The sequence below is a fragment of the Spirosoma spitsbergense DSM 19989 genome, assembly GCF_000374085.1.
Lineage (GTDB): Bacteria > Bacteroidota > Bacteroidia > Cytophagales > Spirosomataceae > Spirosoma > Spirosoma spitsbergense.
The window spans coordinates 48,556-64,997 of sequence record NZ_KB893552.1; the positions used below are offsets into that span (position 1 = coordinate 48,556).

Here is a 16,442-nt window from a genome sequence, read left to right on the forward strand (position 1 = left end):
TTTTGGGAAAGTAAGCTAAAGTTATCGTCTGAAGGCAGGAGATTCCTTTTTGCCGAGTGGCACATCACCTTGTTCCTGCGAAAGGGAAAATCCTGGGCAGGCATGGGCTGATTCCTCCTAACCCGTCACTCCACGAGTTTGTGATTAACTTCTACATTTTTAAGCGTAAACCCGTTGACCAGCTTTTTATCGATAGCCGCATTTTTACTGTCGACTACGAAGTTTTCGAACGTAAAATTAGACAGCCGGTCGTGTTCCGAAATGGCAACGTCGAAGAACGTATCGCAGCTAAGCTTTATGTTTTTTAGACTCACATGGTCGCAGTAGGAAAGTGGCACATCCGGACGGCCCTGTAAATCAAAAAACTGCGTCCAGGGCTTCACGTACAGCAGGCTATGCGCCTGACCCGTTATGTTTTCGACCGAAATGTATTCATACAGCTGCGGAGTATCGGGCCGCATCTTTAGCCATAACACCCGGCTGGCCTCGCTGACATGGCAGTTGCGCATAACGATGTTTCGGTTATGAACCGCTTCACTGCCGCAGGTTAGCGCCGAATGGCAAAAGCCAAATTCGCAGTCTTCGATGATGATATTGGTATTGGCTCCGTTATTGGGTACCCGGTCGGCCCAGGGCCCTTTGCCCCCTTTGAGGGCAATCGCGTCATCATTGACCGACATATAGCAGCCCTTAATGAGTACGTTGGCACAGGCATCAATATCTATGGCATCCGTACTGGGTGCTTTCACGGGCTGGTAAGGTGAATAGATGTGTACGTTCAGCACTTTCACGTTCTGACACTGGTAGTAGTGACTTGTCCAGAAACCCGAATTATGCAGTTTCACGTCCTGAACCTGTACGTTGTTGCATTTCCAGATAAAGACCAGCCGGGGTCGGGAAACCTCCAGATTCGTACAGTTGGGGTTTTCTTTACGTCTGGCCCAGAATGCCTCCCAGAAACGAAGCCCATTGCCATCAATCGTCCCTTTTCCCGAAATCGTGAAGCCATCGACCTGATAGGCATTAACCAGAGCCGCGAAGTAATCCAGACTCTGACCTTCCATGCGGGAGGGCAATTTCGGGTAGTCGGCAATATTGTCAGAGCCTTTCAGAACGGCCCCCTCCGCTACGTGTAAGTGCGTTTTGGGCTTGAAAAATAACGCCCCGCTCCTAAACGTACCTTTCGGAACCACAATGACACCCCCGCCCTTTTGGGCTGCCAGATCAATGACTTTTTGTATCGCGTCGGTCTGGACGAGGGTACTGTCTGATTTTACGCCAAAGTCCGTAATTACATAAGCATTTCCCAGTTGGGCAAGGGGTATTTTCTGATTTTTTGTAAACCAGCTACTAATCGGACTTCCATCGGGGAACGACCCTTTTACCGCGTTTTGCGCACTAAGTTTTGCACTTAGTACCACCATACAAACCAGTACAACTACTATTGTTTTCATATCGAATACATTCTACCCCCACAATTTCCTATTACGTGAGAGAGCATTGCTTACCGAATTCCATGGCTTACGGGCGACACTTACACCTACTATAACAATAGTATCCTCCTGATGCTGGGAAACCCCGTTGCACTCCGCCTGAAGGAGTAAGTCATTTGATTAGCTTTTGTACTCCAATTGGTGGAACCGTTCGTTCGAGAATCCACCTCACAAACCAGTTTCATGGGCATAAACCAACCCCCATCAGAACGGGATAATGACCTTCATGCTAGTGTTGCGCCCCTGGTTGTAGATACCAAAGCGGCCCGTTGGCGAAGCCGTGTAATACTCGAAATACTTCAACCGGTTCAGGTTCGACTGGTAAGCCGTGTCGAACAGGTTATCGACCTGAAAAAACAGTTGAAACAGGGCTTTTTCTTTCCGATTGTTCACCGTTGCCCCGCAGCCAACACCAAAAAGGGAGTAGCCGGGCGTGGCCGTTTCGGTATTATCGACTCCGTAAAATTTATTCTGAGCACCATAGTAATCAACGTCGGCACGGACGTAAATTCCCGACAACCGGCCCACCGGTTCGCTAAAGGAGGCCCGGATTTCGGAGCGGCCGTGCAGGGGTGGGATGAAAGGCAGGTAGCGGGCGGCATCGCCTTCCAGGGCAATCAGTTTGTCATTCAGGTTCAGCCCCCGGATAAACGCCAGACTATTATTGACCGCCAGCCACTTTACCTTTTGCGGATGCAGGTTCACGCTGAACTCAGCCCCGTACAACTGCGCTTTCGACTGTTGGTATTTGTACGTAAAGTTACCCGGTACAATTACGACCGGATTACCCGCATCGTCGTACAAGCGGGCCTGGTAGATGTAGTTGTCAATGGTATTATTGAATACCTCAACGCTTAGGTCCACTTCCTTCAGATAAGCCATGAAGGCAATATCCGTTTGCAGACTGAATTCAGGGTTGAAGTCCCGGTTCCCCTGGTACACAATGTGTGCGCCGGGGTCAAGGCCATTTGAGCCAACTTCAGTGCTATTGGGAGCACGATACCCGCGAGACAGGTTGGCCTTGATCAGCAGTCGTTCGGAGAGATTATAGGTAGCCCCCAGGCTACCCGAAATGCCGGTAAATGAGCGTTGGTAGGCCGGAAACTGAAGTGATGCGCTAGTATCAGTGGGTACGTTAACGAGTTGATTAAATTCCGTTTTCGGGTTATACTGCACGTACTGATCGGCCCAGTTGTACCGGCGTGAATCGTACCGAATACCCCCACTGATGTCAAGTTTACCGAGCGATTTTTTAACGAACAGAAACGAGCCGATGTCCAGAAGCTGATAATCAGGAATGGGAAAATCGGTGCCCTGTACATTCTTATTGGTCTGATACATCCCGTTCAGCCCTAGGGTCGCTTCCAGTCCGTTCCAGGTGGGGAAGTTGTATTTAAGGTCGTAATTGTAGGTGTTGAGCTGCACGTACAGGCCGGGCTGATTGGGCACAGTGGGGTGGTTATACTCCCGCCGAATGCTTTGCTGAAACCCGATGGTAGCCGTCAGATCACTCTTGCCAATAATAAGATGATTCCGGGTAAACAGGCGGTAGTGCTGAATGTGCTGGTGCAATGGATTGATGCGATACGTCCGCAAATCGCCGGCCGGTACAATTGGCCGGTCTTTGATATCATCTTCCTCATTTTCGAGCACCTGACGCGTAAACCGGCGGGTCAGCGAGTCGCGGCTACCGTCAGGAATTTCCTGCAAATTGTCATACAGCGTGGCGTAGAGGTAGGTAGATCCCCATTTTTTTTCCACGCCCGTCATGGCCGACAGATTCAGTTCGTTGAACGCCGTGCCATACACCCGCCCATCCACGCTGTTTTTGTAGGCAGTAGCCATTTTCCGGGATACGCGGAACGAACCCTTCCAGCCATTCCTGTTGTAAGCAGCCCCCGCCGACAGGCCAATCATACCGTTATTGGTGTGGTACTCGCTGATCAGATCCCCTTTGAGTTTACCTTCCGGCCCTTTGGGAATGTACGGAATAAAGTTGATGACCCCGGCCACGGCATCGGAGCCATAAATAAGACTGGCCGGCCCTTTTACCACTTCGGCCCGCTCTACGCCGTATTGATCGACTTCAATACCATGCTCATCACCCCACTGCTGCCCCTCCTGCCGAACACCGCTATACATGGTCAGCACGCGGTTGTAGCCCAGTCCGCGAATAAATGGTTTCGATACATTGGGTCCTGTCGTTACCGCACTCATACCGGGAACGCCCTTCAGCACCGCATCAATGATGTTATTGTTGACGTTGTAATTCATTTCCTTCCGGTTCATTACCGCAATCGCCACCGGGCTTTTGCGCAGTTCGGTAGCCCGGGAAACGCCCGTTACTACCACTTCGCTAAGCGTTGTATTGGTCGATGCCAGATCAATAGTAAGGTTCAGGGGGTTATCGGAACGAATGTCGATAGTCCGGGTGTAGGGTTGAAAACCGATGGCTGATGCCTGTAGTACGTAGCGGCCATCGGGCAAATTCGTCAGCGAGAAACGCCCGGCACTGTCGGCCTGAGTACCGTGAACAGTTTTAGCCAGTGCCACCGAAGCAAACTCCACTGGTTTGCCATCCGATCGGATAATACCAGACACCCTGTTGGTCTGGGCATTGACGACGGTTATTGTGGCTAATGAAACAGCCAGCAGGAAGGTAAATAACTTCATAAATTCTGCGGTAAAACAGGATGCTTTACTACCCTATTCGGTTTTGCGTGTTGCTGATTGAAACACCCTGGGTTCCGATTCAGGTAAACCTCAGTTAATGAATAAAATACCATACAATGGACAGACCTAAGCAACTAGGTCCTCAATCGCTCCATAAACGATGTATCCTTATGCCAATAGAACAGTCTACAAAAATAAAAGTTTAGACAAATCTAAAAATATTTTTCTTATCGGCAAAATCCAGTAAAAAAGGCGGTGCTGTTCTAAAACAACACCGCCTTCCCTAACCAGTAAATCTGGTCTACTCAATGATTGCTTACTTGGTGGTCAGAATGATCTGCCCTTCCGGCACTTGCCTGTCAACGCCTTCCTCGGCCGTGATAAATACCCGTGTGGGTTCGGTTACGGATGTAGCAGTCAAACTAGCCTTGAGCGAACTGGAAAGCATACCCGAACCGGGGCTTAACTGACCCAGTTTCTTCACCGCATTCCGGCCATCTTCCATCCAGACGACATAGGCTTCGTGGGGTGGCGTAAGGCTTTTAGGTTCGGCCAGATTCTTCACATCCAGATTCAGAACGTAGTTGTTGTTGTTATCCTTTTTCACCTTTACTTCACCGGTTGCCGCCGGGACGATGGCCGACGTCAGGAATTTCATATTCGTCGCGCATGAACTTAGGGTAAAGGCCAGCAGACAAAAAATAGCGATTGGTTTAATTGTTTTCATAGGATTAGAATGATTGTTACTTAATTAACCGTCAAACTGACAGAGAGTTTTGCCATGACACACTCCAAGTGGCATTTGACGAAAATAAACACCAACCCTGAACGACGTTTACCATCTCTTGGTGCTGCTATACTGCTACAGGCATGGGCGGTCATCACCCTATTTGCCAGCGGTATTTGTACGAATACCGTCCCGCTGCTCGGCATTACGCAACTCCCGTTCAAGGAAATAGTTAAGCGCTGTTCGGAGTACGGCAATGGCGGCCAGCAAACCAACATCGTTCCAGTTGGGTGCTACGGCCGTTTTAAGAATATCGGCGCCTAATTCAAGTTCCAGGGCCAGGGCCAGCGACCGACCCAGCGTTAGCCGGATCTCTTCTTTGGGCACCATCAGGCTCCTTCCCGCTTCGGCGGAGCGCAGTTCCCGGCGAATGGCGAGGAGAGCAGCCATAAAATTCCATAAGGCACGCAGGGAGGCCAGCGCGATAACAATAGCCGCTCCGGCTTCAATCCAGCGGGCCAGAGACAGCGTAACGGTTTTGATTATCTCTTCCATCCTCTTGACCTCCCCCTACCGGTCAGGTCCATTTTTCTTTCATCGCATCATATAGCGACCGTACCTCCTTTTTTTCGTAATCGGTAGCCAGTGTTTCCTGAGCATGGGCTACCACTAGCAAAGCCTGCTCACGGATAATAGCTTTTCGGTTCTCGTCTACTATACAGTCGCTTATCAGCGCCAACGCCTGAATTATCCGCCGGAGAACAGCGTGATTTCCTTTGGCATTAATCCGGACCAGATCGAAAGCCAGTCGGATATATCCTTCAAAATCAGCCGATAACACAAATACCCTCAGGTGCTTACCGTCAGAGCGGAGGGGAGTCGGAAAGTCGCGGTGAGCCAGCTGCGACACGATGGCTCCCAGGTAATCGACCGCCATAACAGCCGTTGTGGTGTCGTTGATACCGGGCGACAAAGCTTTTAGCGCGATATCGACCAACTGTTGAATACCGAAGGACACATCCTGACTGATACTCCGGTTCCGGCCAATGCTAACGTATTTGATCAAATCATCCGGCCAGTCGGCTTCATCCGGATCCGGCCGTTCCATACCACTGCGCACGCTGAAAATAACCGAGTTCTCACCCACAAAGGCGCCCATGTCCCGGTCAATCCGCAGCACCACCTTATGTTCGATAGCCCACTGGAGTAACCCATCCGTATTAATTCGCTGCAGATAGCCCGTATGGCTGGACACGACTGGATGCCAACCCGTGTTGTCATTGCTGTACTCCAGTGCGGTTTTTGTTTCTTCCGGATCATCAATAGGATCACCAAACTTATCGGGATAAAGGCTTTTAATGGCATCGACCGTTTCCTGGTGGATGTGCCGAACTATGGTACCCGTTTGTAGCGATTCGGCAATGTGGTGGATGAACAAAATGAGGGCAGCTACTCCACCTAAGGCCAGAATGAGCCCCACCAGCACGGCTGTGCCAGGTACGAACTTATTTTCATCGGTTCCCCGAATGGTACGCAGCACAATCAGGCAGTACGTAAATATGGCCACAAAATAGCCCATCACGATCTGATTGATCCGATCGGCCATAAAATTCCGCAACAGCCGGGGTGAGTACTGGCTACTCACCTGTGTTATGGTCGTTAGCGTCAGGGAGAAAGCCAGGGCGGCAACGGTAAGCATGGAACCGGCAATAGCTGTGAGCATCCCCCGCGACCCTTCCGCTCCTACGCCAAACAGTAATGGATACTGTTTGGTACCATTCCAGGAGGTATTGGCATCGAATTCGATCAGCCCACCAGCCAGCCCTATGGCCGTAATGACCAATAGCCCTGGTACAAACCAGAGTGATTCCTGTAGTTGCTGCCAGTAGTGTCGAAACCGTGTATTCATCGAGAAACCATTTATAGCTATTCTGATTAACCAGGTCTGTAAAAAATGGTTACAAAAACCGGCTGACCGTGCCTTTCAGATTACCAGGGTATTTCCCGAATACCCTTTTCATTTCGCAGAAAATAGGGTAAACCAACGCCTTTTCGTTTGTCTGCCGATACACAATGCGGCTAACATCTGCGGGTTTTGGACAATTGTAGCGTAAAACACAGTGAATATACTGATTCAGACGAAGCTAAATATAAGAGAAAAAGACATAAGCTACTGGCAGTTAATGCCTTGCACTTCTTCTCTTACGTCCTTTCAACGCTGAGTTAGTATTACTCCCAGCCACCACCCAGCGAACGATACAGTTCCGTTAGCGCCAGAAACTGAGCCTGCTTGGTAGTGATCAGTGCCAGTTCCGCTTCCAGTACGCTGCGCTGTGCCGTAATCACTTCCAGGTAAGAAGCATACCCTCCCGCAAACAGGTCATTGGATGTAGCCACAGCCTTACGTAATACGTCGACTTCCTGGCTCTGCAAATCAGCTACGGCCCGATAGTTCTCAACACCCCGCAAATTGGTAACCACCTCGCTGAAGCCCGTCAGCACGGTCTGCCGATAGCGGTAAAAAGTTTCCCGGCTTTGGGCAACCGACTGCCCGTAATTGGCTTTCAGAAACCGGCGGTTGAACACAGGGGCAGTCAGGCCGCCCAGCAAACCAGCCGCAATGGACGCTGGATTAAGCAGCGTTTCAGGCCGGAACGAATTCACTCCTACGTAGGCCGACAAATTGAGCGAAGGCAGGAACGACGCACGAGCTACATCGATGTCGATATTGGCGGCTTGTAATTCCAGTTCAGCCTGCCGGATATCGGGTCGGCGGGTAAGCATCTGGGTGGGTAACCCCACCAGCACCTGACCGGGCAACTCCCACTCCTGGAGCGATTTACCCCGTTCGATGGGTTGCGGAAAGCGGCCCATCAGCCGATTCAACTGGTTTTCTGTCTCGATAATTTGCTGCAGAATCCGACGCTGCCGACTTCGGGTGTTGAGCAACTGGGCCGTAAACTGCTGCACAGCCAGTTCCGTTACCCGCCCCGCCAGTTTCTGCACCTTCACCAGTTCGACCGCATTTTGCTGAAGATCGATATTTTTCTGGATAATCTCCTGCTCACCGTCCAGGGCCAGCAGCGCGTAGTAGTACCGGGCAACTTCAGCCACTAAAGAGGTAATCACCAGATTACGGCCTTCCTGCGAAGCCAGGAACCGGATGTAAGCGGCTTTCCGGCGGTTGCGCAGTTTTCCCCAGAGGTCAACCTCCCAGGTACTGCGGGCACCCAGAAAAAAATCGGGCGTGGGATTAGGAGCCAGTTGATTACCCGATACATTATCGGATAAGTTCGTGTCGTAATTACCCACCCCACTCATGGTGTACTTCCCAAACCGGTCAACACCCGCCGAAGCCGCCAGATCGACCTGCGGCATCAGAAAACCCTGACTGTAGTTGTAACCCGCCCGCGCCACCTCGATCCGTTGCGTAGCTATCCGTAAATCCAGATTGCCAGCCAGCGTCGTATCGATGAGGTGAATCAGATACGGATCATTGAAAAAGGTATGCCAGTTTTCGGTACCGATACTGGTCGAATCGTCACTACCAACAAAGAAAACGGGCGTTGGCCGGGCAGATGGCTGTTGCAGAGGCTGGTAGATCATCTGACAACCACCCACGGCAAACAACAGAAAAAGGGGAAGATAATACTGTATTTTAATCAATTTGTTCTTGAATGACTGCACCATTGGGGTGGGATTGGCTAATTTCTAAAACAGACTCGTCTTCGTGGGCAGGCTTGGAGTGGTCATCCTTGCGGGATGATTTACCGGATTTAAGCCGTTCGGCCAGTTTGGCAAAGGCTACATACAGGCCGGGTACCAGCACCAGTCCAAAAATAGTACCGGTAAACATACCCCCGGCGGCTGCGGTACCAATAGACCGGTTACCGATCGCACCGGCACCCGATGCTATACAGAGCGGAATAAGGCCCGCAATGAACGCAAACGAAGTCATTAAAATAGGGCGGAGACGGGAAACGGCTCCTTCCATCGCGGCTTTCACAATGGGTACCCCTGCTTTTTGTCGCTGGTTGGCAAACTCCACAATGAGAATGGCGTTCTTGCCCAGCAACCCAATGAGCATAACCAGGGCCACCTGAGCATAAATATTATTCTGCAAACCAGCCAGTTGCAGGAAGGCAAACGACCCAAAAATACCGGCGGGTAAGGATAGAATAACGGGTAAGGGNAAGAATATGCTTTCATACTGCGCCACCAGCAGCAGGTACACGAATAACAGACAGATGGCAAAGATGTACAGGGCCTGGTCACCGGATTTAATCTCCTCCCGCGTCATACCCGACCATTCGTAGGTGAACCCTTTGGGCAACTCCTTGGCGGCTACTTCCTTAATGGCCGTAATGGCATCCCCGCTACTATAGCCGGGGGCAGCATCGCCATTAATCATGGCCGAGGTGTACATGTTGTAGCGCGTTAGCTGCTCCGGGCCGTACACCCGCTCCATCGTAATAAAGTTGGAGTACGGCACCATTTCTCCTTCGTCATTCTTGACGCGCATGGCCAGTACGTCTTCGGGTTTCTTCCGGTAACTCGGTTCGGCCTGTACCATTACTTTGTACAACTGCCCGAAACGGATGAAATTAGATGCATAAAAACTACCCATCAGCGTTTGCAGCGCACTCATGGCATTCTCAATGGATACTCCCTTCTGAGCCGCTTTCTCCTGATCGACGTGCAACAGGTACTGCGGGAAACTGGGGTCGAAACTGGTAAAGGCATCCCCAATTTCGGGGCGTTCTTTCAGGGCATCGATAAACTTTGCGGCTACGTCGGCTGTTTTCAGCAGGTCGCCGGAGCGGCCCCGGTCCAGCAGGCGGAGTTCAAACCCGCTGGAGTTACCGAAACCCGGCACGGTGGGTGGTGGAAAAAACTGAATGCTGGCATCCGTTACGGTTTTGGTTTTTTCTTCCAGCTGGGCAATCAACTCCCGCATGGTTACAGTCCGCTCCTCCCAGGGTGTCAGGTTAATCATCCCCATCCCATACGAAGCCCCGGCCCCATCGGTCATCAGGCTAAAACCGGCCAGCGTCGAAATATTCTCGACCGATGGCAGCTTCGAGGCTATTTCCTCAATCTCGTCCATTACCTTCTGGGTCCGGTCCACGGTGGCGCCTACGGGCGTGGTAACGTTGACATAAATCATTCCCTGGTCTTCTGTTGGAATGAAACCCGCTGGCAGAATGGAACTGACTCCCCAGGTAGCTACGACAAACAGCAGCAACAACCCCCAGGTAACTACGCTGCGATTCAGCACCCGGCGCAATAACCCCTGGTACTTACCCGCCAGCGAATCGTATCCCCGGTTGAAGGCAGCAAAGAAGCGATCCATTAATCCAGTCTTCTTGCCTTCATGCATCGGCCGGAGCAGAATGGCACAAAGCGCCGGGGTCAGGGTCACGGCATTGATACCCGAAATAACGATGGATATAGCCAGCGTGAGCGAAAACTGCCGGTAGAAAATACCCACCGGCCCCGTCATGAAGGCCACCGGAATAAACACCGCCGACATTACCAGCGTAATGGCCACAATGGCACCGGCAATATCACTCATAGCCGCAAACGTAGCGACCCGGGGCGATAGATGTTCCTCTTCCATTTTAGCATGGACAGCTTCCACCACAACAATCGCGTTATCGACCACAATACCGATGGCCAGTACCAACGCAAAGAGGGTTAACAGATTGATGGAGAAGTCAATCATGCTCATAAACGCAAACGTACCGATCAGCGCTACCGGCACGGCCAGCGCGCAGATAAGCGTGGAACGCCAGTCCTGCAAAAACAGGAACACGATGATAAACACCAGGATGAAGGCTTCAATCAGCGTTTTGATTACTTCATGAATCGACGCGTCCAGAAACCGGGATACGTCGTAGGCGTAGTTGTAGGTGATACTCGACGGAAACGAGGTTTCCTTTAGCTCAGCCATCCGCGCTTTCACGTTGGCAATAACCTCGCTGGCGTTGGAACCGGGACGCTGTTTGAGCATAATAGCCGCCGAGGGGCGTCCATCCGTTTTGGACAGTACGCCGTAATCCAGCGAGCCGAACTCTACACTGGCAATATCTTTCAGCCGCAGTAGTGAACCGTCGTCGTTGACCCGCAGCACAATGTTTTCGTACTGCTCCGGTGTATTAAACTTACCGGTGTACTTCAATACATACTGCAACACCTGCGGATCGCGGTTGGCACTTTCTCCCGCCTTTCCGGGAGCCGCTTCTACGTTCTGCTTCCGAATCCCGGCAATGACTTCATCCGGCGATATTTCGTACACCGTCATGCGGTCGGGTTTGAGCCATACGCGCATCGAGTAATCCCGGGATCCCATGATCATGGCCAGTCCTACCCCATCAATCCGCTTGAGTTCGGCCAGGATGTTAATGTCGGCAAAATTGTAAATGAACTTCTCATCCACCGTCGGGTCGTCGCTGGTCACGTTAATGTACAGCAACATACTGTTCACCTCTTTTTCGGTGATCACCCCGGCTTTGATTACTTCTTCGGGCAACTCATCCACCACCGATGTTACGCGGTTCTGTACGTTTACGGCGGCTAATTCGGGATCGGTGCCTACTTCAAAAAACACCTGAATCAGCGTCGACCCGTCATTACTGGAAATGGAGGTCATATACGTCATATTCGGCACCCCGTTGATTGCCCGTTCGAGTGGGGTAGCTACGGCCTTGGCGCACACCTCGGCGTTGGCACCGGTATATTGCGTTGTTACGGTAACGGAAGGCGGTACGATTTCAGGAAACTGGGTTACGGGAAGTCCCAGCAAGGCCAGCAGGCCCATCAAGACAATCAGCACCGAAATTACCGTTGATAGTAAGGGTCTCTTGATGAATGTATCAAACATAATAACTGTTTTTCTGACGTTGGAAGGCGGTATTCACTAATCACTGGCGGGCAGTTGCATACATAGCCAGGAGGCTATCGGCAGGCATCGTCTTTGGGATGATGGTCATACCGTCTTTTATGCTCTGGACTCCCTCATACACAATCCGGTCGCCCGACTTGAGGCCCGACTGAACAATGTAAAATTGGTCGACTCGGCTCTGAGGCACAAAATTCCGGGTTGTAACCTTGTTTTTGGCATCGACGATATAAACGAAACTTTTGTCCTGTACGTCGAACACCGATTTTTGCGGCACCAGTATCGCGTTGGTTACGTCGGTACTCAGGCGAACTTTACCGGTGGCCCCGTGGCGGAGCAACTGGTTGGGATTGGGAAAGCGTGCCCGGAAAGCAATAGTCCCGGAGTTACCTTCAAAAATGGTTTCGGTGGTCTCTATTTTCCCTTTGTACGGATAAACCGTATCATCGGCCAGGAGCAGTTCTACCTCGCGGGCTATCGTTTTTTCAGAGTTGAGTCTTTTTTTGACGTAGGCCAGATACTCTTTTTCGGATACGTTGAAATAGGCGTATATCTGCCGGATGTCTGTAACAGTAGTAAGTAAAGACCCCTCTTCGATCAAACTGCCCTGCTTATAGGGTATCCGATTGATGACACCATCGAACGGTGCTCTGATATCGGTGAGCGATACCATTCGCCGGGCATTGGACAGGGCTGCCTTTGCCTGATCGATGGCTCCTTTGGCTACCTCAATTTTTGCTTTGGCGAGTTTCAGTTCGGAGCCGGAAATAATATTCTTATCGACCAGTAGTTTTACCCGATCCATTTCTATAAACGCTGAACGGGACTGTGCCGTAGCACTCTCCAGGCTGGCTCTTGCCCTGTCTACGCCTACCTGATATTCGGCCGGGTTGAGCCGAAAAAGGAGCTGCCCTTTATGAACGGCCTTTCCTTCATCAACCAGTATCTTGTCCAGATAACCAGCTACCCGGGCGCGTACTTCCACGTTTTGTACCGCTTCAAGATTACCTGCATAATCGCGGTCGAGCGTGGCACTTTGACGGCTGAGCTGAATAACTGGAAATGGCAAATTGGCCGCCTGTTTTTTTGTCTCGCTTTTCGAGGTGCAATTGGTTAGCAGGAAGCTCAAAAGCAGCACACTAGTGCCTAAATAATAATTCATACAAGTACGTTGATCAGGATAGTTTTTAGTTTTTTCGCTAATACAGGCAACTACAAGGTAACTAAGAAAGCAGGGCCCTGTTTACATGCTTTGGCAAATAAGGGAATGAGTGCATAAAGTGGCTTAGAAAAATATTAGAATTTACTTAGAATTAGGCGAACAGGGGCCTTTTAATCGATAAAGTCAGCCATCCAGTCGCTCAACGAATAATACAGAACACAGGGCCATAACAGGTGCCCTGTGTTTACGAATTTCTGTTTTTCCGGCGGCAGCCTGCCTGTGCAGTCAGTCACTTTTCCCCGTATTACGCTACTTTTGTCTGTCCTTTACTACACGTTTTTCCTGTCGGCCAGCCGCGCCTGGGTATCTGAATAATCAATGAAGATGAAAAATAAATTAGCCCTGCTTGCTCTGCTTGCCTTTGCTATCGATGGAATGGCTCAGGTGGTGGGTACCACAAGCGATCCTGTCGAACTGGTCAATCCGCTGGTGGGTACCGATTCCAAACCGAGCTTGTCCAACGGTAATACGTACCCGGCCATTGCCCTGCCCTGGGGTATGAACTTCTGGATGCCACAAACCGGCAAAATGGGTAGCGGCTGGGCCTATACGTACGGTGCCGATAGAATCAGGGGCTTCAAACAGACCCATCAGCCATCGCCCTGGATGAACGATTACGGCCAGTTTTCGCTCATGCCCGTTACCGGCAAACTGCGTATCGACGAGGAGGAGCGCGCCAGTTGGTATTCGCACAAGGCCGAAGTGGTGAAGCCCTATTATTACAGCGTTTATCTGGCCGACCATAACGTCACGACCGAAATTGCCCCAACCGAACGGGCGGCCAGTTTTCGGTTTACCTTCCCCAAAACCGACAGTGCGTACGTGGTCATCGATGCCTTCGACAAAGGGTCGTACGTAAAAATCATGCCGAAGGAGCGCAAAATCATTGGCTATACCACCCGCAACAGTGGGGGCGTACCGGACAATTTTAAAAACTACTTCGTCATTCAGTTCGACAAGCCGTTTGCAACTGCACAGGCCTGGCACGGTAAAACGCTGGCCAGCGACACGCTGGAGCTTCAGGCGGCCCACGCTGGGGCGGCAGTTCAATTCAGAACAACCAAAGGAGAAACGGTCAATGCCCGCGTGGCCTCCTCGTTTATTAGCTATGAACAGGCCGAACGAAACCTGGACGAGATTGGGAAAGACACCTTCGAAACGGTCAGAGATAAGGCCAAAACCGCCTGGAATAACGAACTGAGCCGGATAAAAGTAGCCGGTGGAACACCGGCGCAGATGCGTACGTTTTATTCCTGTCTGTATCGGTCGCTGCTATTTCCGCGTAAGTTTTTCGAGTTCGATGCCGATAAAAAAGTAATCCATTACAGCCCCTATAATGGCAAGGTGCTGCCCGGCTACATGTTTACTGATACGGGCTTCTGGGATACCTTCCGGTCGATGTTTCCGTTTCTGAATCTGATGTATCCCTCGCTCAATGCCCAGATGCAGGAGGGACTGGCCAATGCCTACAAGGAGGGCGGCTGGCTGCCGGAATGGGCCAGTCCGGGTTTACGCAGTGTGATGGTCGGATCTAATTCAGCCTCCGTCATTGCCGATGCCTATCTCAAAGGGGGCCGCAACTACGACATCAACACCCTGTACGAAGCCGTTCTGAAGAATTCGGAAAACGAGGGCCCGATGGATGCCGTTGGCCGGAAGGGAGTAAAGTATTATAACGAACTGGGATACGTACCTTATGACGTGGGCATCAACGAAAATGCCGCCCGGACGCTCGAATACGCTTACGACGATTTTGCCATTTACCAACTGGCCAAAGCCCTCAAGCGCCCCCAGGCCGAGATTGACCGGTTTGCCAAACGCTCCCAGAACTATCGCAATCTATTCGACAAACAGACGGGGCTTATGCGCGGCAAAAACAAAAACGGGTTGTTCCAGTCACCGTTCAACCCCTTTAAATGGGGCGATGCGTTTACCGAAGGCAATAGCTGGCATTATACCTGGTCGGTGTTTCATGATGTGCAGGGGCTGGTCGACCTGATGGGGGGCAGACAGGCGTTCGTGGCTAAGCTGGATTCAGTGTTTACTATGCCGCCCGTTTTTGACGCCCGTTATTATGGGAGCGTTATCCACGAAATCCGGGAAATGCAGATTGCCAACATGGGTCAGTACGCACATGGCAACCAGCCGATTCAGCACATGATTTATCTGTACAACTACGCCGGTGAGCCATGGAAGGCCCAGTACTGGCTCCGGGAGGTAATGGACCGGTTGTATCTGCCAACGCCCGACGGCTACTGTGGTGATGAAGATAACGGACAAACCTCAGCCTGGTACGTATTTACGGCAATGGGCTTTTATCCGGTTTGTCCGGCTACGGATCAGTATGTACTGGGCGCACCACTGTTCAAAAAGGTAACGGCAACGCTGGAAAATGGCAAAAAGATCATTATCAATGCCCCAGCTAACAGTGGTCAAAACCGCTACATCGACGCAATGCGGCTCAACGGAAAAGCATACGGGAAGAACTGGCTCAGTCACGAAACCCTGCAGCAGGGAGCCACTATTGACATTGATATGTCGGCTAAACCGAATAAACAGCGGGGTACTAAACCAGCGGATTACCCCTATTCATTTTCGTCCGAAAAGACGAATTAACGTACTGTAGCCCCGTAAGGTCTTCGAGACCTTACGGGGCTACAGTACGTTATAATTGCTCTGATGGGCTATTTACGCATCAAATCAGCATCAGGCATGAACCACAACGGAGTACACGCTGCGGTTTACGGAAGAAAGTCTGTTTACCTGAATTACCCGATACTGAATAATACGGTTAAACCGATCTGTCAGCATCGCAGTTTCCTTGGTCTGGCGTTTTTCTATTGCCTTTCGCATTTTAGCGTGTTGTTTCTTCAGGTCCTCAATCTCCTGTAAATGGGTAGCAATCAACAACAACCGCTCGCCGGAATCAACCTCTCCCGATGGTAGGCACTGGTGTTCATACCGGTGTTTTCGTCCCAATTCGTTTCGAGTTTCGCGCTCAAGAGCCAGGTTATCATCCCACTCTTTGATGAAACGATTTGTTTGAATTAGCAATACGTCTTTTTCCTGGTCAGTTTTCATAGTATTAAGTGTTTTTGGGAGCTTACAAAAAAGAATTAACTAAAAGCACACATACTACTGTACCCTGCTAAAATTGGGATGAAAAAGGGAAAGTTGGATTTTTGTAGTTCTCAAGCTCCAAATATCCCCCTTTCCCATGAAGCAGAACTTCATTGACCAAATTACAACACTCCTGCATAAAGCACCAATTGTAGCCAATTTAGCCCGTAAAAAGTTCGTCGCTCAGTTTATTATTGGGCTCATAAAAAGCAGAAATACACAATTTTGTGAGATTGCACAACATCTGAACGACAAAGTCAAGTTAGCCTCCAATGAAAATCGCATACAGGATTTTTTCCGGGAAGT

General features: G+C 50.7%; 10 protein-coding genes and 1 pseudogene. 2 read left to right on the forward strand and 9 right to left on the reverse strand.

The window, feature by feature from the left end; genetic code table 11:
- Positions 1-125: 125 nt before the first annotated feature.
- From B157_RS0118140 to B157_RS0118175, 8 genes are all read right to left on the reverse strand, one after another.
- Positions 126-1,454 (reverse strand): rhamnogalacturonidase, encoded by a 1,329-nt coding sequence (locus B157_RS0118140; RefSeq protein ID WP_026308785.1) that lies wholly within the window; start codon positions 1,452-1,454, stop codon positions 126-128.
- 243 nt (positions 1,455-1,697) lie between these two features.
- Positions 1,698-4,166, reverse strand: coding sequence for a TonB-dependent receptor (locus tag B157_RS0118145; protein ID WP_020604732.1), 2,469 nt, complete (start codon positions 4,164-4,166; stop codon positions 1,698-1,700).
- 316 nt (positions 4,167-4,482) lie between these two features.
- Positions 4,483-4,893, reverse strand: a complete 411-nt coding sequence (locus tag B157_RS0118150; RefSeq protein ID WP_020604733.1) for a hypothetical protein — start codon at positions 4,891-4,893, stop codon at positions 4,483-4,485.
- Positions 4,894-5,052: 159 nt separating this feature from the next.
- Positions 5,053-5,448 (reverse strand): DUF1622 domain-containing protein, encoded by a 396-nt coding sequence (locus B157_RS0118155; RefSeq protein ID WP_020604734.1) that lies wholly within the window; start codon positions 5,446-5,448, stop codon positions 5,053-5,055.
- 22 nt (positions 5,449-5,470) lie between these two features.
- Positions 5,471-6,802: a DUF2254 domain-containing protein gene (locus B157_RS0118160; RefSeq protein WP_020604735.1), complete on the reverse strand. Its 1,332-nt coding sequence runs from the start codon at positions 6,800-6,802 to the stop codon at positions 5,471-5,473.
- 320 nt (positions 6,803-7,122) lie between these two features.
- Positions 7,123-8,583, reverse strand: coding sequence for a TolC family protein (locus B157_RS0118165; protein WP_020604736.1), 1,461 nt, complete (start codon positions 8,581-8,583; stop codon positions 7,123-7,125).
- Entirely contained in the window at positions 8,552-11,776 is a 3,225-nt protein-coding gene (locus tag B157_RS0118170) for an efflux RND transporter permease subunit (RefSeq protein WP_020604737.1), read from the reverse strand. The genes B157_RS0118165 and B157_RS0118170 overlap by 32 nt, the downstream gene beginning before the upstream one ends.
- A 40-nt stretch (positions 11,777-11,816) precedes the next feature.
- Complete coding sequence (locus B157_RS0118175; RefSeq protein ID WP_020604738.1) at positions 11,817-12,956, reverse strand: efflux RND transporter periplasmic adaptor subunit; 1,140 nt, start codon at positions 12,954-12,956, stop codon at positions 11,817-11,819.
- 384 nt (positions 12,957-13,340) lie between these two features.
- Between B157_RS0118175 and B157_RS0118180 the strand changes: the two genes are divergently transcribed.
- The gene (locus tag B157_RS0118180) at positions 13,341-15,632 is read left to right on the forward strand and encodes a GH92 family glycosyl hydrolase (protein WP_020604739.1); all 2,292 of its coding nucleotides are present in this window, start codon (positions 13,341-13,343) and stop codon (positions 15,630-15,632) included.
- 90 nt (positions 15,633-15,722) lie between these two features.
- Here B157_RS0118180 and B157_RS0118185 read toward each other — a convergent pair whose 3' ends face one another.
- Complete coding sequence (locus B157_RS0118185) at positions 15,723-16,097, reverse strand: hypothetical protein (protein WP_020604740.1); 375 nt, start codon at positions 16,095-16,097, stop codon at positions 15,723-15,725.
- A 136-nt stretch (positions 16,098-16,233) separates the two neighbouring features.
- On the opposite strand from B157_RS0118185, the pseudogene B157_RS39395 reads away from it, so the two are divergent.
- Positions 16,234-16,442 (forward strand): annotated as a pseudogene (locus tag B157_RS39395) (IS4 family transposase); the annotation flags it as partial.